This window comes from Halococcus sp. PRR34, from assembly GCF_028617175.1.
Lineage (GTDB): Archaea > Halobacteriota > Halobacteria > Halobacteriales > Halococcaceae > Halococcus > Halococcus salifodinae.
This window is the reverse complement of sequence record NZ_JAQJDA010000025.1, coordinates 1-26,877: the sequence shown is the minus strand read 5'-3', so window position 1 is coordinate 26,877 and position 26,877 is coordinate 1. Positions and strand designations below refer to the sequence as shown.

Sequence of the window (26,877 nt, the reverse complement as noted above, 5' to 3'; positions counted from 1 at the left end):
CCCAGGCGTGAATGCTGAGGGTTCTCGACTACAATTGAGATATCAGTTGTCGACAGGTGCATCCATGCTCTCGGTGTCAAGCACCAGGATGTTGTCAGTATCGACGATACCATCGATCCGTCCAGTAATGGCGAGACGCGATTTCGGGGTCGGTCCTACGGTAACAGTATCACCGTCTTGAAAGTCCTCCGTCGACCCTTGAATGTGAATCTCCGCGCGACACTTCTCAGGGTGATGCACGCTGAGGAAATCGATTTCCTGGACGTTCACGGCCTCAATACGCTCGTCATTGAGGGTCAGCGGGACGGATGCGGGTTCGTCCATCTCCTGGATGTCGAGCGCGTTGTAGGCGTTCGCGGTCGGTTTATATCCTCCTTTGGGGCCCGAAACGCCCTTGACGAGCTGAAGTGCTTTGAGGCTCTGCATCTGATTGCGAATCGTGCCGGGCTTGCGATCGATCATCTCCGCGACGGATTCACCTTTGATCGCGGTTTCACTCTCGCGGTAGAGATCGACCAGTGTCTGGAGGACCTTCTTCTGGCTGTCTGTTAGTTCGATTGATGACATATTCTCATACTAGGAGGGCTATACATTTCAAACCCAGTGGGTGAGCACCTGATGGCCCATTTTTTGAGATACTACAAGATAGACGGTGAACGGAACTATACATTCGAGGCGATTTCACCGTCTGTGAGATAACACTGCGGATCAGGCGCGAACGGGTCGTCGTGAATGGCGAGCGCTCGGAGGCGTGACGCCCCGCGACAGATGTTCTGATACTGGCATCGGGCACATTGACCTGATAACCGCTGCTCTCGGTTACGTAACGCCTTCAACAGGGGATTCGATTCGTCTTCCCAAATAGCACTGAATGGGCGATCACGAACGTTCCCGAGACTGTAGTTCTGCCAGAACTGTGTGAGATGGACGTTGCCCTGGTAGTCGATGTCGGCGACACGCTCGCCAGTTGGATCGCCCCCATTCCGGCGGAGGTAGTCGTGTATCCGTTCTGCTTTGGCCTCACTCAGATACTGGCGTGCGTATTCCACGAGATAGGCAGCATCGGAGTAGTTACCGACGAGCAGTGTCTCAATCTCTTCGTCTTGGTCGTGGTACTCCCGTGTGAGGTCACAGAGTCGCTTCACCGCAGCCCGTTTCTCTTCCGGAGGAAGATCAAGGTCGACGATGTCCGCACCACGGCCACCGTAATCGAGGTGATAGAAACAGAATCGATTGACACCTTCGTCGTGGAGGAAATCAACGACACCAGAGAGATCAGCTGCGTTCTGCTTGGTGATCGTGTACCGGAGTCCAGTCTTGAGTCCGGCGTCGAGACATGCTCTAATCCCGCGAACAGCAGCATCGAATGCACCGTCCTGTCCACGGAACCCATCGTTTCGTTCGGGGAGTCCATCAACCGAGATTCCAGCATACTCGAGCCCCGCCTCACGCAGGTTCCGAGCGATGTCGGGAGTGATGAGCGTGCCGTTCGTCGAGAGCACAGGACGGATTCCTCTCGAATCGGCGTACCTGATCAGTTCGTTCAGATCATCGCGGACGAGGGGTTCTCCACCGGAAAACAATACTACTGGAACCGCATACTCGGCGAGATCATCCAGTAATCGTTTGCCTTCCTCGGTGGTGAGTTCGCCCTGAGCGGTTTCAGTATCGGCGGCCGCATAGCAGTGTGAGCAATAGAGATTACACTGCTTGGTGAGGTTCCAGACGATGACCGGGCGATGCTGCTTGTTCTCGGTAATTTGTGGTTTCGAGGATTCACTGGCAGCATCGTATCGAAGCCCATCGCCCTCTGCGTCGAGATCACAGAGGAGTTTGCTGATCGAGATCACGCTTCGTGGCTTCGCTCTTCGCTATCTATATCGAGGTTGACTGAGTCGGCTTGTTCATCGAGCGTATGAGTGGAGTACCGCCGAACGTCGGATGCTGGACACAGCCAAATGTCGGTCGCATACCAGCCAAACAGCTTAGTCGCCTCTGTATGAGCAACATCGGCTGTTGGAGCGGAAACACTGCCTGCATGCTGTAATGGGTTGCCTCTATCGTCTCGGATGAAAATTTCCCACTCCTGTTCGACCGCATCGCGTGGCTGATCACCGACACGGTACCGTTTCGATTTCTCAACCATAGTTGTGAATGCGGACCACGTCGCAAACATCCTTCTCCCGATGATGTTCGGACGTGATCCAGTAGTAGCCCATCAATTCAATTCGGAGGTCCCGATCGATAATGTTCCAGTAACGAGCAGGGAGGCACTAATTAACGCAAGTGCTAATCCAATCAGAGAATTCCCCATTCTCGTCGTCGACAGAGAAAGTGTAAATAACAATACTGCGCCAACCGCAAGTGCTACTACGCCACCGATAATTTGCTGTCGTTCGGACCAGTTCATCCCGACCCATGGACGAGCCATAGCCAGCAGTAATGTCTTAAGAGACTAATCAATCATCCCGAACATAATCGCCTATCGACGCATGTGGGGTGTGAGAATGCTTTCTGGGGTGTTCAAGCTGTGTTGAGATACGTCTCACACTCCGAGATCATCTGCTCGGTGAACGACTCCGTGAGTTCACCTTGTGGATTCACAACCGCATCAGATTTGATAGTTGCAACCACCCACGGAGAGCAGTAGGATGTCTTGTCCGGGTCCCGACCCGCGACCCAATCATTGCCAACCTCAATATTCCGAGGGAGGTCACTCGTGGTGAGTGCTGCACACATGTATTCTTCCCCGGGATAGGGGAGTGAATCAGCAGCGAGAATCAGCCATAGTCGTGGATTCGATCCCTGACGGAACGGATCGGGAGCCCAGAAAACGTCGCCTTTCTGGAAGCCGGTACTGCTCCTCACGCTGCTCACGCGGATCGACCGCGTGCTCCTGCCACTCGTCATATGCGAACGACTCATCCTCGTGGCTGGTGGCAACGGTATCACCATGCGTGACGGCAGCATCAAGACTCTGTACATGATCACTGATGCGCCAGTACTTCCCTTTGTGCTCGAGACGGCCCCGATCGCGGAGACGGACAAGCGTCGGGCCAACCGATCCAGAGGTGACACTCGTTGACTCGGCAATCTCACCCTGAGTGAATGCTTTATCAGCGTACTCGCTGAGGAATGAGAGGATTTCATGTGCGTTTGTCCCTGGGCTCGGTCCGTTATCCTCATCGTGGATGTTCTCGAAGTGATCTGCGCTGATCGGCATATCGTACTGTTTGTACTGATTTGTATTGGATGTATTGTTTGCTCGTAGGATGGATAGACTACCAGGTGAATCCGAAAACTCGCCGCTGAAAGCGCAGTATACGGATGCATGAGTTTAAATTCCCTTCAGTGGGGCCGATGGCGACCTGTATCTGGTAATCCTGCCCTTACAGAGACGCTGTAGTGTCCGCCAAAGATTTCGTCGGCGCTATCTGCCCGACGATCAACCAGGTGAGATGAAACTTGCTCAGGATGACGCCACCCGAATCTGTCAGCGTGTTGTTGACCACGGCATGGATACTGGGTTGGTTGCTGAGCAATTCGAGATCACTCAGCGGCGAGTCCAGCAACTCGCCAAAGCGTACCGTGAGAGCGGTGAGATCCCACAGCTGGAAACACCCAGACGCAGACCCTACGCAGAGTATCCTGACGACCTCGAAGAACGGGTACTCGACCTCCGCCAGCGCCTCCGCGCTGGCGCAGTCGTCATCGCCCATGTACTCCGCGTCAGAGACGGCCTCTCAATCGCCAATAACCGCGTCCATGAAATTCTTCAGGAGCACGACCACGTGCCGAGAATCCTACCAAGCAGGGCCGCAGGCAGCCGTGGGTTCGTTTCGAGCGCGAGAACGCGGCGGTGACGGTCCATCTGGACTGGTACCACAACGACCGCGGACAGCAGGTGCCGGCGGTCGAAGACGATGCCTCGCGGCGCGTCTTCGACATGATCGAGGTTGACTCCAGTTCGGCAAGCCAAGCCGTCGAACTCCTCGACAGCGTTGACGAGGAGTTCGACAGTCCGATCCCGATCTTGGAGGCCATCACCGATCACGGATCGGAATTCGTCAACCCCCGCCAGGATGATCGTCCGTGTCTCGATCACGAGTTTGAACGCTTTCTCCACGACAATGACATCGAACACACGCTCTGCAAGGTCGGGCGACCACAGTCGAACGGGAAGATCGAGCGGTTCTTCCAGACCTACGAGAAGCACCGCCAGCGGTTCGGAACTCTGGATGAGTTCCTCACCATCTACAACGAGGAGCGCCCGCACATGAGCCTCGACTAGGACACGCTGGAGACGCCAGACGAGGCATTCGAGCGGTTGGTGCCATCGCCAGCGGAGGGCGGTGGCGACTTGCTCGCAACCGAGGTGACCGTCGATGGATGACCGACGAAATCTTTACCGGACAGCACAGGGATCAGTACCCGTCCGAATGGTTTTTCTGGAGTAAATACCTGCGGTAGCGTAGAGTATGGATGATAGATCCTGAGGAAGTACTCGCTAAGCAGAACGGGAACTATCACGGCGTGACTGGCATCTCGGAGACGGGTTCGCTTGTTGCAATTAGCGAGCACAACGGGCGAGTCGCGCTGTTTGGCGAATCCGGTTCCAGCAGCTATATCAGCGCCCCAACCAGTAGATCGGTCTCTCACATACATATCTCGGAGGATGGTCCGAAAGGAGTCCTTGCGTTCATGGATGGCGGGATCGTCATGGGATTCGGTGATGGAGAGACGTGGACGCACCAGTACAACGGGCTCTGGGACATCGCGCCGGTTCACGATCTAAGCGGAGCCTGTGTGTGTACGAGGCCTCGGGAGGGGCCAGGAACCATCCGGTACGTCAAAGGCAACGAAGAGATGTGGGGGCAGCCACTGGAGGACGCTGTGGGAGAGAGGGTATCGGCAAGTCAAGACGCTGGTGGAGTCGCAGTCGCTACGGGCCATTACCGTCTTGATGAGGATCCGTTATCTCGTTTCGGAACGCCCGGCATACTCTTCTACGAATGGGGTGAGCAGGAGTGGTCGAAAGAAACCGAGGAGGACGTTATTGGGCTTGTCTTCGACTCCGACAATGACCGTGTCACCGCCGGTTTGGACGACGGCTCGATCGTCTCGTACAGTTTAGATGGCGAGGTTCTCACCAACGAAAACGGCGTCCGCAAGGCGACAGACAAACTTTGGAGTGGCCAAAATGAAGGTGGGTTCCTCTCTGTTTCGGAGGACCACACGTCGATTGTCTCACACACACTAGGAGTGCTTCGGTGCTTCGACACGCGAGGTAATCTACAGTGGAAAGCGAATATCGAAGGGATGTCGAGAGACGAGAGGTCGGTTCAGGTCGATAAGACCGGCGATAGGGTTCTCGTCACGACGATCGATGAACACGCGTACCTCGTGGAACGAGGGGACTGCGTTTGGGAGGAATCGTATCCCGGAGGCCCTGTCTGGGGCTCACTTTCGACGGACGGAAGTACATGGTGTATCGCCGATGAGGATCTTGACACCCAGATCACTACTCTCAACGTCTACCGAGATCCAGAGCATGGAGGATGATCCAAGCGCTTACGATGGCTACGGTGAGGTGTTCAGAGGCTCCCTGAGAAATGATCCAGAGCAGGAGATCAAGAGTCTCCGAGATCAGACGCTAGAGTGCATTGAGCAGTTCGACGTAGACGACGTTAATGAAGACGGTCGGTACTTCATGTCGCCGGATGAGAGCACTCAGCTCTTCACGTACTTCACAATGGTCGCAGCGGTAATCGAAGAACTCTCGATTGGCCTCTTAGCGGAGGTGCTGACCGACACCGAGACAAGCTCGGTGAAATCGTCGAGCGAGTTCTTCGAGAGAAAGCTCACACAGGAGCGCCGCCAGAACCTCCTCCTCCATACTGGGATTATAGACGAGGGAACACACGGCGAGATGGAGAAGCTACGGAATCACCGAAACACTATCGTCCACAGCTATCGCCAGAGGAAGTTCGTTCGGGACCTGGACGAAACAAGAGACATGATCAATGGTGGGTATCGGGTCACTGAACGCTTATGGGGAAAATTTCGGGATGTGCAGTAGACTATATTCCCTGTAATATAATCGATAAGTGTCGAAATCGAAAGGTGAAAGGAAGTTCCTCGCCACATTGATCAGAAGTGGGGCGATTAGAATTCGTAGTCGGAGATGCCGAGAAAGTCGCAACCGTTACCCCCTCGCAGCAAGAGATTCCGGATAGCGGAGTGGGATAGCCAGACATTCCAGCGGGTTCATATCCCGCAGATCGGTGGTTCGAATCCACCCCCCGCTATGTCTTCTGCATGCAAATCACCAGTCGTGTTTACCCCCTCAATTGACCTTCGCAAGACTCACGTCGCCAGTAGCGCGGTTAATGTGGACGTTGAACGTCCCATTGTCGCCAGTACGCGCTCTGACAATCCACGTGCCGCTCACCCGGTACGGTTCGTCCGCGATCGAGGTCACCTCGTAGCCGTCGTCTTCGAGACTCCGAGTTGCGAGGTCAATCGCCTGTTCGGTATCCGTGATGGCTGCCTCGTGGCTCGATAACGAGACCGTGAGAACTGGCACGTCACTTGCCCGAACGACTCGCTCGGTGACGCTCCCGATCAAGAGTCGGTCGAGACCCGATCTCCCACGGGTTCCCATCACGACGAGGTCGATATCGTGTTCATCGGCGTAGTTGAGGATCGCCTCGTGTGGAGTGCCCTGTTCGATATCACCCATGACAGCGACGTCGCGTTCGGCCGCCACATCCTCGACGTGTTCGATGGCGTTGGCTCCCTCCCGTTCGTACGAATCGACGATTTGGTTTCGGTTCGTCTCAGGAATCTCGGCGTCGTCGACGACGTAGAGCGTGTGGAGAGTCCCGCCAGACAGCTCCGCGATGTCTACTGCGTGTTCGAGCGCGCTCGCTTGGTTACTCCCGTCCGTTGGGAAGAGGATTCGGTCGTACATCGTTTCGTTTCCAGTAGACTGTACGCCATCCGACCGATAATGGGCTATGCCAATTCTCGATTTGTGGGAACGTGATCGGTCCTACCGACTGGCGACGAATCACATGCCGTTACTGAAACATCAGATACGCGAACATGATATTCACGGAGAAATCGCCTTGAGTACCCACTTTTCGAGACCACGGCGCTCGGTCGTGAACTCTGGAAGTACATCAGTCGGATCCCCATCTGCGCCGGTGAGGGTGACCAAAAATTCGCCGACTGGGGTTGGATCGCGGTCGCTCACGAGATAGAGCGGCTCCCCCGAATCAAGAGATTCAAACGTTTCGCGCACCCGCTCCACCCGTTGTTGGGCTTCGAGGCCACGGATGTCAATTGGATCTTCAGGGAGTTCGAGGCGATCAGCATCATCCAACTGCTCACCAACCGACTCAGCCAATCTCTCGAATGCTTCGGGGGCGGTGCCCGGTTTCGGTTGCGTCTGCAAGTCAGGCGAGAACGGAAGACGAGTCAATACCGGCATATCGAGTTCTTCAGTCAGCGTCCCCCCGGGGAACATATCGTGGTTCTTCCCGCAATCGTCGCAAACGAAGTGGTCCATATTCAGCACATACCCGAGAACCGGGACACCGTTCTCCTCGAACAGACGCCGACTCCGACGGGTATCCTCCACGCTGGTGTGAAACGGCGTCGTGACGAAGACAACACCATCAATAGGGACCTCTTGCAGCGTCGTCAGCAGTACGTCGCTAGTGCCGGGCGGCAAGTCGATGACGAGTGTATCGGGGTCGTCCCATGCAGTGTCGGCGAACAGGTCGGAAAGCGCGTCGTGGGCCATCGCTCCCCGCCAAGCCAATGGACCACCCTCAGTCATCAGGCCCACGCTCATTACCTCCATACTCCCGACGGTGGCCGGAATCGGATTATCGTCATCGTCGGACAGTATCGGACCATCGACATCGAGGAGGGAGGGGACATTGGGACCGGAGATATCCGCGTCGAACAAGCCCACATCGCGATCGGCCGCGAAAGCGCAGGCCAGCTGGGTGGCGACAGTGGATTTTCCGACCCCACCCTTCGTCGAGGCGACGGCGATCACAGTGTCGATCTCGGCGATTGATACCCGGTCATCGGTATCGACTTCCGCGGGTTCGACGTGGGCACTCTCGACGCCAGCCACGTCTTGAACCGCGTGCAACATCGTATCCATGACTTCAGTGCTGGTCCGGGGATCGAACTGGGCCAAATTCGCCTCGACGGTGACCGAGTCCTCCTCGATGGTAATATTCTCGACCAGCCCGGCCTCGAATACGTTCATTCCGGACCGGGAGTCCTCGACCGATCGAAGCGTCTCTTCTACGTCTTCCTGAAGTTGAGGTTCGTGTTCACTCATGATTCAGAGAGTCGGTTGGCGATTCAGCAGGTCCTCTCCGGGGAGGAGCGTGTCTCCTTCTTTCATTGCTCCTGTGAACCGCCGCCGGAAGCGATCAGGATCGACCGATCTAGCGTGTCTAGCGGTCAGCGCCACGATGTCACTGTCGTCGGAGGTTGCCATTCCCTCCAACGTCCGGCGAGCACGGTCGTCGTCGATCCCACCGAGGACGTGGGCGGCCCACTCTCGGACACGCTCACTTGGATCGGTCGCCATCTCGATAGCGTCGTCTTCGATATCCTCGCCGCGAACTTTGAACAGCGAGATCAGAGCGTTCCGGCGAGCAGCATGGTGGTCGTCCTTCAATGCAGCCTCCATCCGTTCGGCATACCCTTCTCGGTCGATACGATCGAGTGCAACGAGCGCCTCAGCCCGAACCCAGGGGTCCTCGTCGTCGTGCGAGATGGCGAGTGCGACATCGCCAGCGTCGTCGGCTCGGAGTTTGGCGAGTGATTCGATCGCAAACTGTCGGACATCGGAATCATCGTCTCCGAGCGCGATCTGCGATAGCGCGTTCACAACCGCCGCTGACCCGTCGGTTTCGGCGAGCGCGAGCGTGGCACGCCGCCGTTCCGTTTTCGATCCATCCTCGAGGTCAGCAAGCAGTTCGCGGGCCGATGCGTCGGCTACTGGATCGGTGTCACTCGCGGTCAGTTCGTCCGGAGTCATTTCCCCGAGCGTGACGTCTCGGCCTACCTCGATGTCCGCGAGACTGTCGAGGGTGTGATCGAACCCTGGACTCTTTCGCGGGTCGAGTTGTGGGTCGGGGTCGTCTTCGATTTCTTCGTACTCCGGGTCATCCGAGTACGGGTCGCTCTCGCACCCGCACCCGCTATCACAGCCGCAGTCGTGGTCGTGATCGTGGCTCATGCTGAATCACCTCTGGTATCGAATAGAATCCCGAGAATGAGTGCTACTGCAAGTACGACACTGAGTGCGCGCGGGATCGACGAGGGAACGCCCGCCATCAAGAGCAGGAGTCCCGCGACCGCCGGCGTGATTCGGTGACGCATTACTCCTTCTGTTATCGTTGCGGTCAGGCCACCCACGGCTGCCGCGAGCAGGACCGCCGATGCACCGACGGCGCTTCCGGCTATTAGCACGATCGCCCCCGAGACGAACGGGGCAGATGCGGTCAGGGAGAACGTTCCAACTCCAGTGAGAGCGCCAACCGCGAGCGGGCCAAGGCTCGATCGAACAGCAAGCGGAGTCGCTGCCATCCCGATGAGTGCGAGCGTCGTCCCGGCAGGTCGGAGCGTAGCCGGGCGGACACCGATGACTCCAAACAACGAGAGGGCCAGGCTTCCGAGAAGCGCTATCGCGACGAGGCCACCAAGGGTCTGCCATCGATAGTCCTGGCGTTCGAAACCTCTCGCTCGGCCGATCAGCAGCAACCAGCTTCCGGCGACGATGACGCCGACCGCCGGCACAGCGATTGCGGTTGTCAACGCCGATAAGAGACCGAAGACGCCGACAAGTATCAATCCGATTCGTTCCCATGCCTCCTCGGCCGTCACACCAAGAAGGATAATCCCGCCAGCCGGGCCGACAACCGCCGCAGTCGTCACTGTATCGAACCATACGCTGGAACTAACCAGTGGAAGACCGACGGGAACGTTCACGGCGATTCGAGTGAGGGTCAGCAGAGCGATGCCGACTACTGCTACGAGACCCGCCGAGAGTCGAACCGTCGGCGTCTGCGAGTTTGGAACGACCTGGGAGGCTGCCCCCGCGAACGATCGCACACGTTCGCTCATTCTGCCGGTCGATTGACTCATCTCACTCGCCCTCCAGCTGTTCGAGGAGTTCCTCGCGATCCGTAGCGGTGAACTCATCGAGTAGCCGAGCAAACCGCCCGTATGCACCCGTGTTCGGTTCGTTGTCGATGCGTTCGACGACGCCTTCGACGAGAATTCGGAGATGACGGTCGAGGAGATCGAGCCGTGCTCGTGCAGCATCCGGATCGTCCTCGACGGCTTCGCGCCGGGCGAGATAGCCAGCGAACTCCAACTGGAGGACGAGGTAATCGTGGTGTTCCCGGTTGGAGGATGCAGGTCGTACCCCGTAGTAATCGTAGGCCCGCGCGAGATCAAGGTTCACGTCGGTCCACGACGCCTCAGGTCGGTAGGCTGATTCATAGAGCGGAACCGGTGGTTCGTCGGTCGAGAGCGTACCATCAGTCCGGTCCTCATATTCCGAGTAGCCAATGACGAAGAGGTCGTTGTACCGGGCGCAGAAGGTATTGTAGTCATCGTCGGTCCCGACCGTTTCCGTGGCGACGTCGAGGGGTGTCCGAGCGAGTAGGTCGTCGAGGTGCTCGCGGAGGTCGTCCTCGGCAAGCGCAGTGTGGAGGCTCTCGGACGGGTGTTCGAATGCACTAGCAAGTAAGGCGTACACTGTTCCGCGGGCCGCCGCATCCGGTTCGAGATCCTCACGATCGAGTGGTGGATCATCGGGTTCCGGTGCGGGAACGTCGGTCGTCATCAGGACCCACCTCGTCTGACTGCCGTTACAGTGACGACGGCGACGACGGCGATAGCGAGTCCTGCAATGGTCCAGAGTACCGTCTGGTACGGCGGCCCCTCTGGCCCGGGTCCGAACGGAAACGTGTACCACTCACTGACAGCCTTTTGCCCCGCACGCTCGGTGTTCGACCCGTTCCAGACCGCAAAGGAGACGGGCACGTCCTGGTCCATCGCCATCGAGCCGCGGTTCGTTTCGTTGGCAGCAAGGCTCCGCGAGAGTACCACGTGCCACCGACCATCTCGATATGTGGCGTTGGTCGAAATAGCGGTCTGATTGAACGGCATCGTCGTCCCTGGACCGGCGGCCAGAAGTTCCTGCTGACCCATTGCACCGTTCCACCACCAGACGTTCACCATCGCCTCCGGGCTCCCCATGGCGATACCGGGCTGTTGGCTGACGTTTGCTGGCAACTGAACAGCGATGGCATCGCCGTAGGAATTGAGGCGAGGCGCTTCGTACTGAGATGGCGTGACGTTGCCGTCCTTCGTCGCGTCCGACCACGACGCTCGGAGGAAGAGCCGCTGTTGCGTATGAATCGCCTCGACGTTCGCTCGGCTGATGGTGGTGTTATTAGCATCCGGCACTTGGCTCGGGGCGCTCGACAGCGGGACCGTGACAGTTGACGCATCGTTCCATACCGAAGCCGTCGGATTCGAGACCGAGTCAGCCTCCGATTGAGATGCTTCCATAACTGGAATCTGATCGGCGGGCGCTCCTGCAACGAGCATCGGAGCAAGTGCTGCAGCAAGGACGAACACCACCGCGACGAGCAGTTTCCGTGCTATCGCCGTGAGGTCCTCGGTCACCTGTTGAACACCTCTGGAACACCATTCCGAGACGCCCGAACTCGCGCCTCCTGGACGTTCATTCGAACGCCGCTGGAAGCGAGTTCCAGCGAACTCGACGGTTCGACGCGTCGCTTACTCACCGTCGAACGCCTCCAGTCGATACTGCTGAGCCGGGTTGTTGGTGGTGAGGATATCCATGAGCTCGCTGTCCTCACCACGTCGAACCCTGTCGCGATGACGCTCGATGGTGTCGAGCGCGTCGTGAACCCGATCGCCGAACAAGTTCTCAAGGAGGGGGCGCGGGATCCGCTCGACGTCAATACTCTCGCCGTCCTCGGAGTGTTGTGGTGGAGCGAACGGGGGGATGTAGTAGACGTTCGGTTGGGTGTGATAATCGGGGTGGAGCGGGAGTGCCACCTCGTGTTCGTTGACCAGCTTGTGAATCGGACCCTGTTCGTCGTCCAGAAAGCCGACCATCCGGAGCTGAGGCGGGCATTCCGTCGCACAGGCGGGCGGCACCGCGTCGCCGTCGTTGAGGTTGAAGTTGCCATCGCCCGATCCTTCGCCTTCGAGGCGGGGATAACAGAAAATGCACTTCTCCGAGCGCTTGCGCATGACGTTGTAGTAGACCTTGTTGTACGGACACCCCTCGACACAGTAGCGATAGCCGCGACACCGCTCTTGATCGACGAGAACGATCCCGTCCTCCTCACGCTTGTAGATCGCCTTCCGCGGACAGGCTTCGGCACAGGAAGGATGGGTACAGTGGTTGCAGATGCGCGGGAGATAGAAGTAGTACGAGTTCGGGTACTCGCCCGCACCTTGGTCTTCGTCCCAGTTCGCTCCCCATTCGGGGTTCTCTCCCTGTGGGCGGAGGGGTGCGTCGCTCCCGTCGTACATCACCTCGGTATGGTTGAAATCCCACGCTCGGCCGTAGTCTTCCTGCGATGGGATGGAGGTGTCCCCTTCCTGATAGTCGAGATGCTCCTGATTTCCGGCCTGTTCGGCCGATTCGTACCCACCGCCGTCGTCCTCCCAGCCGCGCGGGTAGCCCTTTCCGGGTTGGGTCTCGACGTTGTTCCAGTACATGTACTCACGGCCGCCGGAATCGGTCCAGAGCGTCTTACAGGCGATCGTACAGGTCTGGCAGCCGACGCACTTGTTGAGGTCCATCACCATCGCTACCTGATGGTCGATCCCGTCTGCGATATCGATCTGCTGCCCGGACTGGGCCGTGGTGCTCTCATTACCACTGCTGGTCTCGTTGGTGGCGTTCTGCTGGTTCTGTGAGCTCATTGGGAATCACCGCCGGAAGCCTCATCGGGCGAATCGCCCGGAATCACGTCGAGATCGGACGTGTTACCGCTGGCCGTCGCGTTGGTACTCGTACTCTCACTGCTTGTTGTCGTCTCGTTGCTTGCCGTCCCGTCGGTCGTTCCACTTGTTGTATTCATTGTGCCAGAGTTAGCGGTGGTCTGATTCGCCGTCGTGGTTCCCGAACTCCCGTTTTGATCTTGGGCGGTTGTAGTGGCAGTCCCCTCACCCGTCGCTTCGTCTTCGACCAGTTCGACCTCGACGTGGACGTCGCTATTAACGCCAGTTGGCCCCCAGTAGTTGGGAACGAATTCGAGGTGTTCGCCGCTGTCTGCGGGATACTGCACCAGCTGCGTCGGCTTCATGTACATCCCGACGAGCGTGTTGAAGTTCCCGCGGCTCGGGAACTGGAAGCGTTCCCACGCGAAGTAGAGCTTCGCCACGCCGGGCTGGGCACTGGGATAGATCTTGACGCTCACCTCGATTTCGTCGAGGTCGTTGTAGATTCGAACGGTGTCACCGTCCTCGATCCCGCGCTCTTCGGCGTCGTCGGGATGCATGTAGACGATGGGTTCGCCGCGCTGGAGACGGAGCATATGCTTGTTGTCCCGCCACGTCGAGTGGATCGACCACCGTCCGTGGGGCGTGTTGTACTGGAGGGGGTACTCTTGCTCGGACTGAAGCACTTCAGGTTCCTTGTACGTCGGCACTGCCTCACCGAGATCGAGGAACCAGTCGTGGTCGATGTAGTACTGCTGGCGGCCGGTGAACGTCGGCCACGGGTTCTTCTGCTGGACATAGCGCTTCCAGGGCGTGTACGGTTTGCCCTCCTCCAGCGGTGAGGTCCAGTGATCGCCCGCCGCCTCAAATCGTCGTGGATGCTCGACCGTATCGTCGAACGTGATTTGACTATCGCTCCCCTCGGGATTGGTCTCCTCGGAGTGATCGAGAATGAACTCGGAAGCCGCTTTGTCCTCTTTTAATGCACCAGATTCGTCGTCCGGCCAGTTTCGCACGTAGTCGTCGTGGACGCTCGTGAGGTCGATCTGACGATCGAACTCGCGGTCCTGAATCGGACTCAGATTCCGTTCGGTTGCTATCTCCTGGACTTTCTTCGCGATTAGCCGGAAAATCTCCCAGTCCGTTTTCGACTCGCCCAGCGGTTCGATCGCCGGGGTAAACGGATGGACGTACGAGTGCATGTCGGTCATATTCAGGTCGTGTTTCTCGTAGTGGCTCGCGGTCGGCAGCACGATGTCGCTGTACAGTGCCGTCGAATCCATCCGGAAGTTGATATCGACGATGAGATCGAGTTTCGGCCAGAGAACGTTCTCGATGGCGATGCCGCCCTTCGACTGGTTGAAATAGTTACCTCGCCAGCAGAAGAAGACGCTCGGATCGGGGCGCGAACCATCCTCACGCTCTTTCGGATAGACGGGCATCCACCCATTATCAATGGATTCCTGAATCCGCTGTCGAGTATCGGGTTCGACGTTTCCGAGAATGTCGCCGTGGAAGTACGTCCAGAGCGTTGTCGGAACTGCCCGAACGCTCTCTGTCGGGAACGAGAGCTGTTGCCAGCCATTGTACGTCCAGATTTTCTCTTGGCCGACATAGTGGTCGAACCCAGTGCCCTGTCGACCGATGTGACCAGTGAGAGTGACGAGCAGCTGGATCGCCCGGTTCCCGAGATCGTTGTGATACCAGTCGTTGACGCCCTTGCCGTGGATGATCTTGCCCTTGTCTACGTTGGCGAACTCGCGGGCGATCTCCTGATGGGTCTCCTCGCCGACGCGGGTGAGCTCGTGTACGCGTTCGGGGGTGTAGTTCGACAGCTCCTCGGTGACGTGCGACCAGACCGACCGGACTTGCACGCTCCCGTCCTGGAGATCGACTGACTGGTTCACGTCCAACCGTGGATCGAAGTCCAAGGCGATGCTCGCACTGTCGTCGTGTTTGCCATCGCGATTGCCGAGCGACCCCGGCGCGTTCCGGAGGTTGCCTTGCTGATCAACCATCGCGAACACTTTGCCCGCCTCGCCGCTGGTCGAGAGGCTCGGCACGTCGGCAACGCGAAGGAACTTTCCGGTGTCCTCGCGGACGAGGAAGGGCATATCCGACTGCTCTTTCAGGTGTGCTTCGTCGTGTAGGCCCTCGTCGACGATGGTCCGAGCCATTCCGAGAGCAAGTGCTGCATCGGAGCCAGCTTTCGGTGACAACCAGTCGTCACAGTGGATGGCTGTCTGGGAGTAGTCGGTAAAGATTCCGACCCGCTTGGTCCCCTTGTATGCGGCCTCGAGGAAGAACTTGGCATCCGGGATCCGAGTGACATTGATGTTCGACCCCCACGCGATGATGTAGTCAGCATCGTACCAATCGGCACTCTCGGCGTTGTCGGTCTGCGTACCCCATGTAATGGGTTCACCCGGCGGCAGGTCGGAGTACCAGTCGTAAAACGAGTGGCTCACGCCGCCGATGAGGTTGACGAACCGCGATCCCGAAGCGAACGAAACCGGACTCATCGCCGGGATCGGCGTGAATCCGGAGATGGCATCGTAATTGCCCTGCTGGACTTCCTCGATCACCTTCTCGGCGATTTCGGTGAGGGCTTCGTCCCACGAGATGCGCTTCCATTTCCCCTCACCACGTTCCCCGACCCGCCGCAGGGGGTGTGTGATGCGCTGCTCGGCGTTCACGTAATCGGTGTAGCACGCTCCTTTCTGACAGCCGCGCGGGTTCGAAGAAGGCAGTTCGTCGTTGATCTCGGGATAGTCGGCGGCCTGCTCCTCGCGCCAGACCTGGCCGTTCTTGACGTAGACGTTCCATGAGCAACTCCCCGTGCAGTTGACGCCGTGGGTACTCCGGGCTACCGAGTCCCAGTCCCACTTCTCACGGTAGAAATCCTCCCACTCTCGATACGGGTAACTCCCGATGTAGTCCGATCCATCGACGTTCTCGATCCCGCCCATCTGAGTGAGCTCGTCGCCGATGGTCGTACCGGTCAGGCCGAGTGCGGTCGTGAGACCGAGCCCCTTCAGGAACCCTCGGCGACCGACACCGCTGTTCGATTCGTCTGCGTTCTCTACGTCCACGTTCGATTGGTTGTCACTCATGATTGTCTCCCGATGAATACTGTCGTGAGTCCGAGTACCGCTCCGCTGATGCCGAGCAGCAACCCGGCCATCGTTGCGCCGCCGACCTCCAACCCCGCTACGATGAGTGCGAGGCCAGCCAGTTTCGTTGCATAGTCGAGTAGCCGATAGACTCGACCGTCCACTGTCACACGGTGGTCAGTCATCCGCCTCACCTCCCGAGGGCGACGAGTCAGCAGCTGGATCATCGCTCGGTCCGTCGGTTGGTCCGTTCTCTGACGTCGGCTTCATCGACCGTGATCCACCATCTGCGGCAGGTTCGCCGCGTTCTTGTGACTCTTCTGAGGTATTGTCACGAAGGATGTAGTACGTAATCGCCCCAGCCACGAGGGGATAGACCAACGTTGCGACAAGCAGTATGTTGTTGATAGTACCAGTCGAGACAGCGATGACGTCCGCGAGGATATTGTTCATCCCGGCGATCGACGCGATCATGATGAACGTCACTGCCGCGACCCCGACAGCAGTCTGCCACGGGCGTCGCAGGGGATTGACAGTGAAATGAGTCGGACCCTTTCGGTAGTCGATGAACGGCCACAGGAACACCAGACCGAACACGATACCCGGGAGAACCATTCCGCTGAGGAACTCCGTCGAGACGTGGATATCGGTGAACGGAACGGTGAAACTCATCCACGACGGCATCACCTTCAGGAAGCCGAACACCCACATCAAAAACCAGTCGGGCATGATGAGCTCGGGCGTGCTCGCTGGATCATTAGGACCGTACGCCGCAACGTTGTGGACGGGGAGAAATCCAGCGAGTAGGGAGACGAACGCCAACGTGAGGAAGAACACCACGACGCTTACTGCGGCCTGATTCGGGAACGCGGGCAAGCCAATGACGTACGTATCGTCGTCTTTCTCAACCGTTTGTTCACCCGCTACGTCGCTGCTCCGCGGACCTTCGGTGTGCTTCTGTCGGATTAGTATCGCCATATGAACCCCGATCAGCGCCATGATGGCGACTGGGATGGCAAAGACATGCAGGAAGTAAAACCGTGGAAGAGTAGCGCTGGAAGGATACTCTCCTCCAAACACGATTTTTGAGATGATATCACCAACTATCGGTATCGAGTTGGCGATGCTATACCCGATGCCGGTTGCGGTGCTGGCGAACTCGTCGAATGGTAGTGAGTACCCTGTGTACGCAGCAAAGATGGCCAGCAAAGCGAGCAGACCGCCGACCACCCAGTTCGGCTCGCGGGGATTGCGGTACGCTCCGGAAAAGAACACGCGGAGCATATGCAGCCCGATCGACGCCACGAAGAAGTGCGCGGCCCAGTGGTGTAGCCGCCGGAGGAACATCCCGAAGGGAATGTCGTAGGTGATGTAGAGAACACTCGCGAACGCTGCTGGGAGCTCCTGATCCTGATACTGGGCAACGCTCCCGTCGTACGTGACTTCAGTGGTGCTTGGCTCGAAAAAGAATCCCAGGAAGATACCCGTCATCACCAGCAGGAAGAACGTGAATAGCGCGACCTCGCCGAGTAGGAACGAGTCTTCAGCCGGGAAGGCCTTCCCGAGGAACTTGCTGCTGTCTTCGAGGTCGAATCGCCTGTCAAACCAGCCGTAAATGCGGTTCAACATGCGTTCTCACCCCTGTACCCCGACTGCTCCGTCGAAATCCCCGGTGGCGATGAGGTAGCCATCGCTGGACAGCGTGATGGGGAGCTGCGGAAGTGGCCGCGGCGGCGGCCCGCCGACGACCGATGCCCCCTGAACTGGATTGAACTTCCCGAAGTGGCAGGGACAGACCATCGTTTGGCCCTCCTGATTCGCCACCATACATCCCGCATGCGTGCAGACTTTCGAATACGCCGCATAGCCCCCGACGGTGAATTCGAGGTTTGTTGGCTCGGCGTACTGCTCCTCGGGGAACCGAACCAGCAAGGTCGGCGCATCTTCGAGCCCCGGACGCGGTTCAGGAAAGACGGTCATGAAGTCACCCATCTCCAGCTGGTTTTCGCCGATCTGGTTGCCTTCCGCATCCACGAGCGGCACGCTATCGCTATAGGTGGGACCGTCGTATTCGCGCTCGAACACACGGGTCAGTCCCGCAAGCGGCGCGGCCAGGCTTCCGACCGCAGTCAGGCCACCAACTGTGGCGAGGACCTTCGCCATGTCCCGTCGGTGGAGTCTCCCACCCTCGCCGTCGTTGGATGTCGATTCCGCACCGCCGTCAGCGCGAACGCACGGACAACTCTCGCACGAGTCGGTCGATTGGTCGTCAGCCAACGGTCGTTCGCGATCAGTTGATTGATTTCGGTCTCTCATGGGTCAATGCTCCCGTTTCTCCGCTACTTCGACGTGTGGCATGAACCAGGCGTAGTACGCGACAGTCAGTGCGGCCAGCGACAGGAACAGCCCCGTCGCGTAGAGGCCGAAGTACTGCGTCCGGGCCAGTGTCAGGTATTCACCCGTGAACAATGCCGAAAACACGATAGCGAGCACGGTCAGCGCTCCCATCACGATGATCCCCTCGTTCGATCCAGTCGCGTCGTGGTACTCGACGAGCCAACGATTTTCCGCAGTCAGCCACGAGGGACGATTGACGCCACCGTCCGTCCGCTCATCTGGCGGCTCCGGTTCACGTTCAGCATCATTCTGACCGGAGTAGCCCCCATCGGAAACGACTGCTTCGGCATCTGGATCGGATGGTCTGACAGCGGTGTTCATGAAGCGATGAGCACCGACCAAAACGCCGTAGAGCCCGAACAACGCGATCCACACGATGACACCGACCTGACTTGGCGAGAGTTTGTTCGGCAGATCGACCGGGCCACCAAGGGGCTGGATTTCGCTCACGCTCTGGTCGATCTGGATTTCTTCGCTGGTCGCTTCTCCCTGGATCCCGACGTACCACATTGGAAGCAGCACCAGCGCGATGAGTACGCCAATGACGAGCGTTTCTCGCCTCACCATTGGATGGTCCACTGATTCGTTCGCATCACTTCGTCCCTCCCTTCTCCGTCCCGGTCCATCGGTGTCGATACGTTTGGCGACGTGCGCGCTGGGGATCGAACACCGTGACCATATCATTTCTCGACACCAGCGGGGTGTGAGTCCCCTCCCTCCATACTGGGGGAGTTCAAATACTCCGAGCGTGTCATAGAATCCGTCTCATGCCGTGAGCATCTCGCGGCCAGGGTTGTCTCCTCGTTCATCGTTAGTGATCGCGACGACTACTCGGAGGCACAGCGCGAGGAACACCTGCGCCCGTGCGTGGACGCGGCCTCGGGCGCGGACGGGCCCGAGGCCGCAGTTCTTGACTGCATCGTTGGTCCGTTCGACCTGTGTTCGGCGGTTGTACGTCTCGTCTAAGACCGAGCGTTTGAGCTGAACGCCCTCGCTGTGGTTTTCGATGCGGTCTTCGACCCGGTACTCGATATCGAGCGGATCGTCCGTATTTCGCGGGTTGTACGGGGCGATTGGCACGACCTCCTGCTGACCGCAGGGGTCGTGCCAGTCCAGCGTGTCGTACGCACTGTCGCCGATCATCCAGACCGGTACTTCGACGGCGAGCGCGTCACGCGTGACGCGCATCGCCGTCTCCTCTGGCGCTTGCTTTGCTGGTGTGAACTCCGCTGCGATGGGTACCTTCGCTCCCGACGAGACGATCGTACAGCCGAAGCCGTAGTAGTGCGCTTCAGCGGTTGAATCGTAGTTCCACGAAGCGTCGTCGTTCCACGGAATCGCTTCAACGTGAGTCGAATCGATTCGGTAGGTAGAGTCGAGCAGGCCCCGAACGGCGGCCTACTCGACGAGATGGTCAAAGACATCGTCAACAACGTGTTCGAGATCGGTGAGGAAGCGATCGACCGCGTCTCTCGACGGCGGTCGATCGAAGCCACAGCTGAACCAGACCAACGGCTTCTGGAGTTCCCGTGTGACAGGACGAGTGCCGTAGACGTCCTCGTAGTAACAGTGGAGAAAGCCTTGGAAGAGCTCTGGTGGCTCATGGACTCGTGTTCGCCCCCGATCGCAGGGGGCGAACACGTCGTACTCCAGTAGAAACTCGAACTCAAGATACTCGAACAGCGGTACAGTCTCGATCGCCGCGACATTCAAGAAGTCGTCGGCTGAAGCTACGTTTTGCAGGGCTTGGGCGTTGTTGGACACAATTCCCACGCCCTGCAACCTCGCATGTGACGTTTTCTATGACACGCTCATATCCCTCCAATCGTGACCGCCCTTGACCCTACTCGCATCCTCTGATTGCTCGGTGAAAAGACGGGATAGCGCTCCACGATAGCTCGCTCGCTGAAGAGGGATGCTCCACCCAGCCACCGTGCTGATAGGTCTTTCCGAACATGTTCGACAATAAACTCAAGTGAGTGGCTAAGCGACTCCGGAGTATGGGGGACGGTATCTTCGCCGAGCTGGAGGTCGGAGGGCCTGCCTCATGCCGACTCCCAACGAAGGGGACCGAGACGGCTGCGACAATTAACAGCATCACGCGGAGTACGATACCGTCAGAGGACGAAGCCATCACTGAAGAGTTCACCGTCGAACAAGTGAACGGGAGGACGCGGGACGACTCCGACGACATCGCAATCGACGAAATCAAATCGATGACTCGAGTGTTCGATACTGACTCGGAAACCGTCTACCGATTCGATCGCGAGAGACGGGGCTGTGTCTGCGACCGAGTCGAGGCGCTCGGCTGTCCGGTTCGGGACGTCACCGTCAACGGTGACCAGGTCACCGTCACGTTCTTCGCAGTTGATATCGAAACGCTCCAGACCGTTATTAGGGATCTCAAGGAGCGGTTCGAGACTGTATCGGTTCGCCGGCTGCTACGTTCGGATGCAGACGAGGCAGAAAGTGACCTCATGTTCGTCGATCGGAGCATGTTCACCGACCGTCAGCGCGAGGTCCTCACCGTCGCGCACGACATGGGATATTTCGTTCATCCACGAGAAGCCAACGCCGAGACAGTCGCAGCGGCGCTTGATATCACGGTCTCGACGTTCACTGAACACCTCGCGGCCGCCCAGTCGAAGCTCATGGACTCGGTTCTTACTCGGTCGTGATATTAACTCCCAAACTATTGTGGGTGGCTCTTTGTAGTGGTGTACTCGAAGAGATTGCTCGTGACGAGCAGGGGTGCAGGCCAGCGGTATGATTTTCGGTGTCCGCACTGCGGCGAGTACGTCCAGATCGACGCCGATATGATGGAGCTATTACTCGCGTCGGGTTGTGTCGCCTGTGGTGGCCCGATATCGACAGAGGCGTTCAGTAACCACAGCAAGTGATATAGGGATTAACACTGATTCTCAGAGTTCCTCACATCACAGATTGTGGACTTGTTGAAATCGGCGTGCAACATACAGGGCGCGTATCGGTCACACCATTCTCTTAGATTCGATGTTATCGACAGAAAGTGAATTAAATGCTGCCTGTCCGCATTATCGTGTCCAGACAACGCAAGACAATTATCGGGATAGTCTCATTTTTCTATCTCGATCAGTCCAGACTTTCGAGGTCTCCGCGGCGTTCTCGTTGCATGATGCCGCCCGCGAATCGTCGGAGAGTGGCGACGAGTTCTTCTTCAGTTTCGTACGTCTCGACTCGTAGGTCCCACCGCATATTCGCCGATCGAATCATCGCACTCGTCACGTCGTCTTCATGGACGAAGACCAATCGATCACCGTGTGTTTCCGCGAGGTTTTCGAGAATGCTTCCGGCTTCTTCTCCGACGCCGAAGTTGTGACCGAGAAACGGAACCACGAACGCAGTCGCGTTGCTGCATCGGGTGTACTCGATGCTCTGGGTCACTGCATCTACATCGTCAGTGTCCACCCCGACGTCAAGGGCCAAAAACGCATTCACATTGGGAGTCATCCGAAGCTCTCCCTGCACCCGCCGTAAGAGTGCCTGCGCTGCGTTGATCTCGCCCCTGTTTTGGAAGAGTCGGCGCAACGGTCCGGGGAGATCTTCGATATCGATCTCACGGCGTTCCTCCCCGCTGAGTACGTAGTTGAGGTTGAACGACTTGTACGGCCCCATCAGGTAGAACAGGAAGCGGTCGTATTTCACACTCCCCAACCGCTCGACAATTAACTCGCGCGTGATCTCCGCGGTCATGGAGGGTCGTGCTTGGTCGAGAATATAAAGAGTGGCGTTTTCGAAAATTCTCGGCTTGACAAAGGCTAAGAGTCTTCCACCCGTATCCCGGCACAAGATGGCAATCGATCAAACGAGTACGATCGGCGGGGACTTCCCGGATGACCCAGAAGATCTGCTGCCGACAGACAGCATTCTCTGCCTCGATGAGTATCTCGAGATGCACGCCGCCGTCGGGCACCGTACCCGATACGAGATTTGCTACCGGCTCGTCCATGGCGGGGAAATGAGTCCCAAGGAGCTTGAGGAAGTGATATCCATCGATGACAGCACGCTCCACTACCACCTCAACAAGCTCGTCGATGTCGGTCTCATCGAGAAGCGCCAGCGCACCGAGCGAGGACAGGACGGTCTATATACATATTATCGGGCGACCGTGTTCGGAGAGGTCACGCTCAGTGAAGGCATCGATGAACTGATCCGCGGCGAGCAAGCGTTCGAAGAAATGTACGACAGTTCGACTACACCCGAATCTGAATCCTAACATGTCGATTTTGAGAAAATAGAGCCTGCGAAAAGCGCTTGTGTCCGAAGCGCTTACCCCAAATCGGACTAGGTCGAGCAGTTAGGCCCTGCCCGTCACCCGCAACACGGTCTTCAGCGGGGGCCGAACCCCGGGTGCGTCCGTGCCGACCGGCACGGGCCCCGCAAGCCAACGTCGAAGCCTCGTCCGTCGGGGGCGGCGGTCCACGGCCACTCGTCTGCAGGGACGACTCGCCGCGGTTAACCGGCGGCAGCCCGTCAGGCGCGGAAGCGAGCAGCGGACCGCCGGACAGCCGTCGCTCGCCGGGTCGCGGGGTGGAGGAGGCACGCGGGCTTCCCCATGCCGGAACGTCGGGCAACCCCGGACCGTCCATCTCCTATACTTCTATTCCGAAACCGATTGGTCAGGGTAGAACTGAGCCGTTATGACGAGATCTGCTTCACGAGTGAGCGTTTGGTACGCCCCCAGAGATGGGGGATCTCATCCTTGTCGGTCGGATGCTTCGGTCGAGTCGGTGTCACCAGTTCCATGTATCTTGAGGAACGCGCCGAGTGCAACCGGTGAGAGAACCGCCATCAGCCCGCTCCCGGCAAGCGCGCTACCCCACGGCGTTGACACCACTTCACTGATCGTCGGGAGATCGGGATTCCCGACAACGATCAACCCCTTCATCCCGAGTTCCTCATACGCAGGACAGGAGTATTTCACAACACGATTGCCGGTGAACGTCCACTCGAACGTCTCGCCAGTTTCTTCTCCGAAGTCAGTCCAGAACGACTCGTCTTCAGCAACCACGGTGAGCGCCTCGTTATCTTCGATCCGCCGCCAGACGACAGTCGTCTTTGGGTTGATATGGATCGCGGGAGGTGAGAACGCGAAATTCCCTCCATTGCCTGCTGCACCCACCTGAATCTCGACTCGATCACGGTCAGACAGATCGATGACGTTCTCGAAGTTCTCGGTGTCGTCGAGCCACCCACCGTATGGAGACGACGATCCATCACCGGACTGCTTCGATCCGGTATCGATGGTCGCATTAGCACCCACGAGGATTGCTCCTCGCATTCCCATACTCTTGTGCGGCAGACAAGCGTATTTGATCGCACCCTCCTTCTCGAAGGTGTGTTTGAACGTGTGGCCGGCCTCGCTCGCTATCTCGCTCTCGAACGCACCGTTTTCGGCAACGACGTTGTGACCACCGCCCTCGCCGGTCCATTTCCACGCGACTGTCGTCCCAGTATCGATGCGAATAGCCGGCGGCGAGAACGCGAAGTTACCGCCGTTGCCCTTCGTGCCGACAGTGACTTCGACTTGGCTTTGACCTGTTTTGTCGACGACGGTTTCGTAGTTGCTGACGCCGCCGAACCACCCGTCCGTAGCGTCGCTCCCTTCCTGTGCACTGGCAGTTCCTGCTGTGGCTCCGAGCGTTCCGACACCGACTGCCGTCCCGCCAGCAGCCTTCAGGAACCCTCGTCGGCCGACCTGCGCCGCACTCGGTTGTCCTCTCATTGCGTCCATTGAGATCACTCCCCGTCGTAGCCGGCGTACTCCATGAGCTGGGCGAAGATGTCCGAATTCATTGCCTCGCGATAGACGATCGCCCCGAGCATCCCGCCAGGATAGCTGTCCCTGTTCATAACGTGGTGGACTTTGTGGCAATGCAGGAGGTAGATACCGGGATCAGCATCGGCGGTGAACTCGATGGTGCGGCGTTCCGCAGGGGCGATGTTGGCGACGTCTTGAGTGTATCGTGCGGCTTCAGGGATCTGGCCACCGTCGGACTCGACCACCTCGAACCGATGGTTGTGGGTGTGGAGCGGGTGAGCCATATACCCGCCGTTGACGAGGTGGACTCGAACCGAGTCGCCCTTGTCGACGATGATCGGTGAGCCATCCTCAGGATGGAACGACCGCGGTGCACTCTTCCCGTTGATGGTGAACACATCGGGGTTGCGTTGCCGCGGGCTGTACTGGGCGTCCTCGCCGGCCATCATCCGATTGAGCCGCGAATCCCACTCTTTCACCGTCATGAAGTACTCCTTATCAGCTGGTTCGTACCCCTTCGGATCGATCCGGAGAATCCCGTACATCCCCATGTCGATGTGGCGGTGAGTCTGGTAGTGACAGTGATAGAAGTGGGTCCCAGGAACGTTCGCCGGGATGCTGTAGGTGTGTTTCTCACCGGGGCCGACCTCGATGCCGGTAGTCGTCGGTACACCGTCGTTTTTCCACGTGGTCTGAGACCCGTGGAAGTGGACCGTGTGCGGGCGCAACCCGTCCGAGTTGTCCAGCGTCACCTCCATGTCGTTGCCCTCGGTGGTCCGGAGGATCGGCCCCGGAACGCTCGCGGGACCGTCATCGGCCTTGAACGCCCAAACCTGGGGGAGCTCGATCGGGCCCCCCATCGTTTCTTTGGGGTGGACCGCGTGTCTGCACTGCTGGGTGCTGAGCGTCACTTTCCCGCCCTGCTCGTCGACCTGAACGACGTCGGGTGGGGACGTGTACGGAAGCGTTCCGTTGTCGGAGCTCACGTTCGCCGGTGGATCACCAAGCGTTGGGTTCGTCGATGATTCTTGGCCGATCGCCGTACACCCAGCCAGCACTGCTGTGCCGACACCCCCACTCGCCGCCAAGAATTCTCGTCGTGAAATCCCCGTGCCCGGAGCGCCGATGCGGTCGGTCATGATACAGTTGATCGTTCGGACGATCCGGAGATAAGCCGGGAGGCCAGTTCTCAGTGACTGGGAACGCCCCCTCACGTACCCGAGCTTGATAGGTGTTTTTGATCGGGCTTCGAGTACACGTGTATAAGATCACTCCTCGGCTGGCCATGAGGGGAGTCAGTAGGGTGCTACTGGTCGACGACGTCGTCTTCGAGCGTCGCGACTTTCTCAATGATGGTTTCGACGTGAGGTTCTGAGACACCGTTCGCGCGGAGAGCGTCTGCGAGGTGCCCGGCAACGTGTGAGAACGCCTCCTCGGTAATGGCCATTCCCTCGTGAGCATTCTGCATATCGTTGCCTTCGTAGTCGACGGGACCACCGGCGACAGCACTGACGAACTGGACCTGGTGAGCGAAGAGAGCGTCCATATCGGTCTCCTCAAAGTATGGTTCCAGAAGAGGATCGTCGAGGACGCGCTTGTAGAAGTCCGAAACCACTGCTTCGATAGCCTCGTTACCACCGATGTCTTCGTACATCGAACTGGTTGCTGACATCATCAGTGGATAGAGGGTCATCAATTAATGTCTTTACCCGAACGGATTTGGGGTGTGTGAGGACCACAACCGAGAGATGTAACATCATTCGTTGTCGGGAAGTAACTTCCACAATTATTATACGAGTTGGTCAATCGGCCACCTGAGAGAGGAATTCGTTGTGGAGGGTGGCAAAATTCATCCGGATAACCCGAACAGGTTCGGGACGGCACCTACACTCGCTCGCATCCAACACGCAGCTATGTCCGGTTTCCCGTCACCGTTCTCGGGATCAGACGGCGCTATCTTCGACACGTACGACGAGTTCGTTCCCGACCATCTTCCGGAGCCAGGAACGTTTCTCGACGGCCAAGACCTACTGTCACAAGAAGATCACGTGGCGTTCCACAGGCTGACGAAACAGTTATTCGAAGAGCGGGGAGTCTACGACATGACTTTCGGCTATAACCTCGCTCAACTCAATCTCGACCACCGTCATCCGAGTGCTGGCTATCGGTATGCGGAGGACGTCGACGACCAACGGACGCTTCATGCCGAGTTCACACCAACGACACCGTTCTGCCCACAGAGCCACACGCTTACGGTCGGTTCGTTCCGTGCATGGAACGGGTTGACGGAGCGTCACGAATACGATCTCGTCCGCGTTCGCGTTCATTCGATGCACCATCGAAGCGGTGAGATCAACGACGAACTCGGCGAGCTCGAAGATGGGTACCTCGAATCAGGAGACGACACTTGTACTACCCCATCAGAAGAGACAGGAAAGGGAGTCACGCCGACAGACATTCGCTAGTTGTCCACTCTATCGGTCACGGTACGAGCAGATACGTTGAAAGAGACCAGACGTGAGGCGGGATCAGAGT

At 58.2% G+C, this 26,877-nt stretch carries 27 protein-coding genes, 1 tRNA gene, 1 other RNA gene and 1 pseudogene; 8 read left to right on the top strand and 22 right to left on the bottom strand.

Features of this window, described 5'->3' with window-relative positions; all coding sequences use genetic code 11:
- Positions 1–42 precede the first annotated feature (42 nt).
- The 5 genes from PHA81_RS18545 to PHA81_RS18525 all read right to left on the bottom strand — a co-directional run bounded on the left by PHA81_RS18545 (position 43) and on the right by PHA81_RS18525 (position 3,719).
- Entirely contained in the window at positions 43–567 is a 525-nt protein-coding gene (locus PHA81_RS18545) for an Rrf2 family transcriptional regulator (RefSeq protein ID WP_005046184.1), read from the bottom strand.
- Between the two features lie 95 nt (positions 568–662).
- Positions 663–1,850, bottom strand: a complete 1,188-nt coding sequence (locus PHA81_RS18540; protein ID WP_005046186.1) for a TIGR04347 family pseudo-SAM/SPASM protein — start codon at positions 1,848–1,850, stop codon at positions 663–665.
- The gene (locus PHA81_RS18535) at positions 1,847–2,146 is read right to left on the bottom strand and encodes an Htur_1727 family rSAM-partnered candidate RiPP (RefSeq protein ID WP_005046189.1); all 300 of its coding nucleotides are present in this window, start codon (positions 2,144–2,146) and stop codon (positions 1,847–1,849) included. Before PHA81_RS18535 ends, PHA81_RS18540 begins: the two co-directional genes overlap by 4 nt.
- A 621-nt stretch (positions 2,147–2,767) precedes the next feature.
- Entirely contained in the window at positions 2,768–3,223 is a 456-nt protein-coding gene (locus PHA81_RS18530; protein WP_206536866.1) for a MarR family transcriptional regulator, read from the bottom strand.
- Positions 3,224–3,389: 166 nt separating this feature from the next.
- Positions 3,390–3,719 carry a hypothetical protein gene (locus PHA81_RS18525; RefSeq protein ID WP_273838122.1) on the bottom strand — a complete coding sequence of 110 codons (330 nt, stop codon included), beginning with the start codon at positions 3,717–3,719 and terminating at the stop codon, positions 3,390–3,392.
- Between the two features lie 140 nt (positions 3,720–3,859).
- Between PHA81_RS18525 and PHA81_RS18520 the strand changes: the two genes are divergently transcribed.
- The 4 genes from PHA81_RS18520 to PHA81_RS18505 all read left to right on the top strand — a co-directional run bounded on the left by PHA81_RS18520 (position 3,860) and on the right by PHA81_RS18505 (position 6,308).
- On the top strand, positions 3,860–4,291 hold the full coding sequence (locus tag PHA81_RS18520; protein ID WP_005046194.1) for an IS481 family transposase: 432 nt from the start codon (positions 3,860–3,862) through the stop codon (positions 4,289–4,291).
- Positions 4,292–4,482: 191 nt separating this feature from the next.
- Positions 4,483–5,562, top strand: coding sequence for a hypothetical protein (locus tag PHA81_RS18515; protein WP_005046197.1), 1,080 nt, complete (start codon positions 4,483–4,485; stop codon positions 5,560–5,562).
- Positions 5,552–6,079 (top strand): hypothetical protein, encoded by a 528-nt coding sequence (locus PHA81_RS18510; RefSeq protein WP_005046198.1) that lies wholly within the window; start codon positions 5,552–5,554, stop codon positions 6,077–6,079. Before PHA81_RS18515 ends, PHA81_RS18510 begins: the two co-directional genes overlap by 11 nt.
- A gap of 155 nt (positions 6,080–6,234) precedes the next feature.
- Positions 6,235–6,308 (top strand) — tRNA-Met (locus PHA81_RS18505).
- 38 nt (positions 6,309–6,346) lie between these two features.
- Here the strand turns inward: PHA81_RS18505 and PHA81_RS18500 are convergent.
- From PHA81_RS18500 to PHA81_RS18440, 13 genes and pseudogenes are all read right to left on the bottom strand, one after another.
- On the bottom strand, positions 6,347–6,973 hold the full coding sequence (locus PHA81_RS18500; protein ID WP_005046199.1) for a universal stress protein: 627 nt from the start codon (positions 6,971–6,973) through the stop codon (positions 6,347–6,349).
- A gap of 141 nt (positions 6,974–7,114) precedes the next feature.
- Complete coding sequence (locus PHA81_RS18495; protein ID WP_273838115.1) at positions 7,115–8,365, bottom strand: P-loop NTPase; 1,251 nt, start codon at positions 8,363–8,365, stop codon at positions 7,115–7,117.
- 3 nt (positions 8,366–8,368) lie between these two features.
- The gene (locus tag PHA81_RS18490) at positions 8,369–9,274 is read right to left on the bottom strand and encodes a HEAT repeat domain-containing protein (protein ID WP_005046203.1); all 906 of its coding nucleotides are present in this window, start codon (positions 9,272–9,274) and stop codon (positions 8,369–8,371) included.
- Positions 9,271–10,182 carry a hypothetical protein gene (locus PHA81_RS18485; RefSeq protein ID WP_049910438.1) on the bottom strand — a complete coding sequence of 304 codons (912 nt, stop codon included), beginning with the start codon at positions 10,180–10,182 and terminating at the stop codon, positions 9,271–9,273. The genes PHA81_RS18490 and PHA81_RS18485 overlap by 4 nt, the downstream gene beginning before the upstream one ends.
- 1 nt (position 10,183) lies before the next feature.
- Positions 10,184–10,888, bottom strand: coding sequence for a molecular chaperone TorD family protein (locus PHA81_RS18480; RefSeq protein WP_005046207.1), 705 nt, complete (start codon positions 10,886–10,888; stop codon positions 10,184–10,186).
- The gene (locus PHA81_RS18475; protein ID WP_005046209.1) at positions 10,888–11,736 is read right to left on the bottom strand and encodes an ethylbenzene dehydrogenase-related protein; all 849 of its coding nucleotides are present in this window, start codon (positions 11,734–11,736) and stop codon (positions 10,888–10,890) included. The genes PHA81_RS18480 and PHA81_RS18475 overlap by 1 nt, the downstream gene beginning before the upstream one ends.
- 114 nt (positions 11,737–11,850) lie before the next feature.
- Complete coding sequence (locus tag PHA81_RS18470; protein WP_005046212.1) at positions 11,851–13,014, bottom strand: 4Fe-4S dicluster domain-containing protein; 1,164 nt, start codon at positions 13,012–13,014, stop codon at positions 11,851–11,853.
- A complete protein-coding gene (locus PHA81_RS18465) occupies positions 13,011–16,145 on the bottom strand; it encodes a molybdopterin-dependent oxidoreductase (protein ID WP_005046213.1) in 3,135 nt (1,044 codons plus the stop codon). The genes PHA81_RS18470 and PHA81_RS18465 overlap by 4 nt, the downstream gene beginning before the upstream one ends.
- Positions 16,142–16,330: a hypothetical protein gene (locus PHA81_RS18460; RefSeq protein WP_005046215.1), complete on the bottom strand. Its 189-nt coding sequence runs from the start codon at positions 16,328–16,330 to the stop codon at positions 16,142–16,144. The genes PHA81_RS18465 and PHA81_RS18460 overlap by 4 nt, the downstream gene beginning before the upstream one ends.
- Positions 16,323–17,774 (bottom strand): cytochrome bc complex cytochrome b subunit, encoded by a 1,452-nt coding sequence (locus PHA81_RS18455; RefSeq protein ID WP_005046217.1) that lies wholly within the window; start codon positions 17,772–17,774, stop codon positions 16,323–16,325. The genes PHA81_RS18460 and PHA81_RS18455 overlap by 8 nt, the downstream gene beginning before the upstream one ends.
- A gap of 6 nt (positions 17,775–17,780) precedes the next feature.
- Positions 17,781–18,461, bottom strand: a complete 681-nt coding sequence (locus PHA81_RS18450) for a Rieske 2Fe-2S domain-containing protein (protein ID WP_273838104.1) — start codon at positions 18,459–18,461, stop codon at positions 17,781–17,783.
- Between the two features lie 3 nt (positions 18,462–18,464).
- The gene (locus PHA81_RS18445; RefSeq protein ID WP_049910462.1) at positions 18,465–19,106 is read right to left on the bottom strand and encodes a hypothetical protein; all 642 of its coding nucleotides are present in this window, start codon (positions 19,104–19,106) and stop codon (positions 18,465–18,467) included.
- Positions 19,107–19,307: 201 nt separating this feature from the next.
- Positions 19,308–20,306: pseudogene (locus PHA81_RS18440) on the bottom strand (transposase).
- 236 nt (positions 20,307–20,542) lie between these two features.
- Here PHA81_RS18440 and PHA81_RS18435 point away from each other — a divergent pair.
- Complete coding sequence (locus PHA81_RS18435) at positions 20,543–21,220, top strand: helix-turn-helix domain-containing protein (RefSeq protein ID WP_005046239.1); 678 nt, start codon at positions 20,543–20,545, stop codon at positions 21,218–21,220.
- Positions 21,221–21,653: 433 nt separating this feature from the next.
- Here PHA81_RS18435 and PHA81_RS18430 read toward each other — a convergent pair whose 3' ends face one another.
- Positions 21,654–22,274 (bottom strand): hypothetical protein, encoded by a 621-nt coding sequence (locus PHA81_RS18430; RefSeq protein ID WP_005046243.1) that lies wholly within the window; start codon positions 22,272–22,274, stop codon positions 21,654–21,656.
- 97 nt (positions 22,275–22,371) lie between these two features.
- Between PHA81_RS18430 and PHA81_RS18425 the strand changes: the two genes are divergently transcribed.
- Positions 22,372–22,797 (top strand): helix-turn-helix domain-containing protein, encoded by a 426-nt coding sequence (locus PHA81_RS18425; protein WP_005046245.1) that lies wholly within the window; start codon positions 22,372–22,374, stop codon positions 22,795–22,797.
- A gap of 61 nt (positions 22,798–22,858) precedes the next feature.
- Positions 22,859–23,172, top strand: an RNA gene (gene ffs / locus PHA81_RS18420) — signal recognition particle sRNA.
- Between the two features lie 105 nt (positions 23,173–23,277).
- Here the strand turns inward: ffs and PHA81_RS18415 are convergent.
- The 3 genes from PHA81_RS18415 to PHA81_RS18405 form a co-directional block, all read right to left on the bottom strand.
- Entirely contained in the window at positions 23,278–24,315 is a 1,038-nt protein-coding gene (locus tag PHA81_RS18415; protein ID WP_005046247.1) for a halocyanin domain-containing protein, read from the bottom strand.
- A gap of 5 nt (positions 24,316–24,320) precedes the next feature.
- Entirely contained in the window at positions 24,321–25,481 is a 1,161-nt protein-coding gene (locus tag PHA81_RS18410) for a multicopper oxidase domain-containing protein (protein ID WP_005046249.1), read from the bottom strand.
- A 167-nt stretch (positions 25,482–25,648) separates the two neighbouring features.
- Complete coding sequence (locus tag PHA81_RS18405) at positions 25,649–26,014, bottom strand: group 1 truncated hemoglobin (RefSeq protein WP_193790531.1); 366 nt, start codon at positions 26,012–26,014, stop codon at positions 25,649–25,651.
- A 241-nt stretch (positions 26,015–26,255) separates the two neighbouring features.
- Between PHA81_RS18405 and PHA81_RS18400 the strand changes: the two genes are divergently transcribed.
- Positions 26,256–26,807 (top strand): hypothetical protein, encoded by a 552-nt coding sequence (locus PHA81_RS18400; RefSeq protein ID WP_273838098.1) that lies wholly within the window; start codon positions 26,256–26,258, stop codon positions 26,805–26,807.
- Positions 26,808–26,877 lie beyond the last annotated feature (70 nt).

Coding starts and splice junctions, on each gene's coding strand:
- PHA81_RS18545 (WP_005046184.1), bottom strand. CDS start 567: ATGTCATCAATCGAACTAACAGACAGCCAGAAGAAGGTCCTCCAGACA.
- PHA81_RS18535 (WP_005046189.1), bottom strand. CDS start 2,146: ATGGTTGAGAAATCGAAACGGTACCGTGTCGGTGATCAGCCACGCGAT.
- PHA81_RS18530 (WP_206536866.1), bottom strand. CDS start 3,223: ATGCCGATCAGCGCAGATCACTTCGAGAACATCCACGATGAGGATAAC.
- PHA81_RS18525 (WP_273838122.1), bottom strand. CDS start 3,719: ATGGGCGATGACGACTGCGCCAGCGCGGAGGCGCTGGCGGAGGTCGAG.
- PHA81_RS18515 (WP_005046197.1), top strand. CDS start 4,483: ATGATAGATCCTGAGGAAGTACTCGCTAAGCAGAACGGGAACTATCAC.
- PHA81_RS18510 (WP_005046198.1), top strand. CDS start 5,552: ATGGAGGATGATCCAAGCGCTTACGATGGCTACGGTGAGGTGTTCAGA.
- PHA81_RS18500 (WP_005046199.1), bottom strand. CDS start 6,973: ATGTACGACCGAATCCTCTTCCCAACGGACGGGAGTAACCAAGCGAGC.
- PHA81_RS18495 (WP_273838115.1), bottom strand. CDS start 8,365: ATGAGTGAACACGAACCTCAACTTCAGGAAGACGTAGAAGAGACGCTT.
- PHA81_RS18490 (WP_005046203.1), bottom strand. CDS start 9,274: ATGAGCCACGATCACGACCACGACTGCGGCTGTGATAGCGGGTGCGGG.
- PHA81_RS18485 (WP_049910438.1), bottom strand. CDS start 10,182: ATGAGTCAATCGACCGGCAGAATGAGCGAACGTGTGCGATCGTTCGCG.
- PHA81_RS18480 (WP_005046207.1), bottom strand. CDS start 10,888: ATGACGACCGACGTTCCCGCACCGGAACCCGATGATCCACCACTCGAT.
- PHA81_RS18470 (WP_005046212.1), bottom strand. CDS start 13,014: ATGAGCTCACAGAACCAGCAGAACGCCACCAACGAGACCAGCAGTGGT.
- PHA81_RS18465 (WP_005046213.1), bottom strand. CDS start 16,145: ATGAGTGACAACCAATCGAACGTGGACGTAGAGAACGCAGACGAATCG.
- PHA81_RS18460 (WP_005046215.1), bottom strand. CDS start 16,330: ATGACTGACCACCGTGTGACAGTGGACGGTCGAGTCTATCGGCTACTC.
- PHA81_RS18455 (WP_005046217.1), bottom strand. CDS start 17,774: ATGTTGAACCGCATTTACGGCTGGTTTGACAGGCGATTCGACCTCGAA.
- PHA81_RS18450 (WP_273838104.1), bottom strand. CDS start 18,461: ATGAGAGACCGAAATCAATCAACTGATCGCGAACGACCGTTGGCTGAC.
- PHA81_RS18435 (WP_005046239.1), top strand. CDS start 20,543: ATGGGGGACGGTATCTTCGCCGAGCTGGAGGTCGGAGGGCCTGCCTCA.
- PHA81_RS18430 (WP_005046243.1), bottom strand. CDS start 22,274: ATGACCGCGGAGATCACGCGCGAGTTAATTGTCGAGCGGTTGGGGAGT.
- PHA81_RS18425 (WP_005046245.1), top strand. CDS start 22,372: ATGGCAATCGATCAAACGAGTACGATCGGCGGGGACTTCCCGGATGAC.
- PHA81_RS18415 (WP_005046247.1), bottom strand. CDS start 24,315: ATGGACGCAATGAGAGGACAACCGAGTGCGGCGCAGGTCGGCCGACGA.
- PHA81_RS18410 (WP_005046249.1), bottom strand. CDS start 25,481: ATGACCGACCGCATCGGCGCTCCGGGCACGGGGATTTCACGACGAGAA.
- PHA81_RS18405 (WP_193790531.1), bottom strand. CDS start 26,014: ATGTCAGCAACCAGTTCGATGTACGAAGACATCGGTGGTAACGAGGCT.
- PHA81_RS18400 (WP_273838098.1), top strand. CDS start 26,256: ATGTCCGGTTTCCCGTCACCGTTCTCGGGATCAGACGGCGCTATCTTC.